We start from the raw sequence: 977 nt of genomic DNA, 5'->3' as shown, positions 1-977 counted from the left end.
TGTAGTGGCATAGTGAATTTGGCCACCTGAATAGACGAAGTGATAGACTCACTTCTGGAAAAAAGGTGGTAGAAATGAAGAACACAAGACCGACATTCAGTGCAGAGTTCAAATTCGAAGCTGCGCAGCTAGTAACGAAACAGGGATACAGCATAGCTGAGGCTGCAAGCGCGATGGGCGTCAGTAATTCAGCCATGCGTAAATGGGTAAACCAGCTTCGACAGGAGCAGCAAGGCGTATCCCCCAAAGGCGCACCGCTCACCCCCGAACAACAGCAGATCCGCGAGCTGGAGAAGAAAATCCGCCGCATTGAAGAAGAGAACACTATTTTGAAAAAGGCTACGGCTCTCTTGATGTCAGACTCACTGAACAGTTCTCGTTAGTCGAGAAACTCAGGAAGAGCCATAGCGTAAAGCGGATTTGTTCAGTATTTAGTATTCACCGCAGCAGTTACAAGTATTGGCGAAGCAGACCTATCACCATTGATTCGAAGCAGATAAAGTTGCACAGCATGGTGCGGGAGGCTTATGAAGCCAGCAATGGGTCAGCGGGTGCCAGAACTCTGGCTGATATGGTGACGACTGCTGGCGTGAGATTGACGCGCTATCGTGCCACAAGGCTGATGAAGAAGCAGGGGCTAGTGAGCTGCCAGGTGCCGCAACATCGCTACAAAAAGGCAGACAAGGAGCATGTCGCCATCCCTAATCTCCTTGACCGCCAGTTTGCTGTGACGGCTCCCAATCAAGTGTGGTGTGGCGATGTGACCTATGTGTGGACAGGAAAACGATGGGCTTACCTTGCCGTTGTTCTGGACTTGTTTGCGCGTAAACCGGTAGGCTGGGCCATCTCTTTTTCGCCAGATAGCACGCTAACAAGCAAGGCACTAACCATGGCCTTTGAGGCGCGAGGAAGGCCGAAAGACCTAATGTTCCATAGTGACCAAGGAAGCCACTATACCAGCCGCCGCTTCCGCCAAC

1 pseudogene is annotated in these 977 nt (G+C 51.4%); it reads left to right on the top strand.

The window, feature by feature from the left end:
- Window positions 1–74 precede the first annotated feature (74 nt).
- Window positions 75–977: pseudogene (locus L2731_RS19480) on the top strand (IS3 family transposase); the annotation flags it as partial.

The organism is Shewanella aquimarina (genome assembly GCF_023349185.1).
In the GTDB taxonomy this organism is placed as follows: Bacteria; Pseudomonadota; Gammaproteobacteria; order Enterobacterales; family Shewanellaceae; genus Shewanella; species Shewanella aquimarina.
This window is presented reverse-complemented; position numbering and strand designations above follow the sequence as displayed.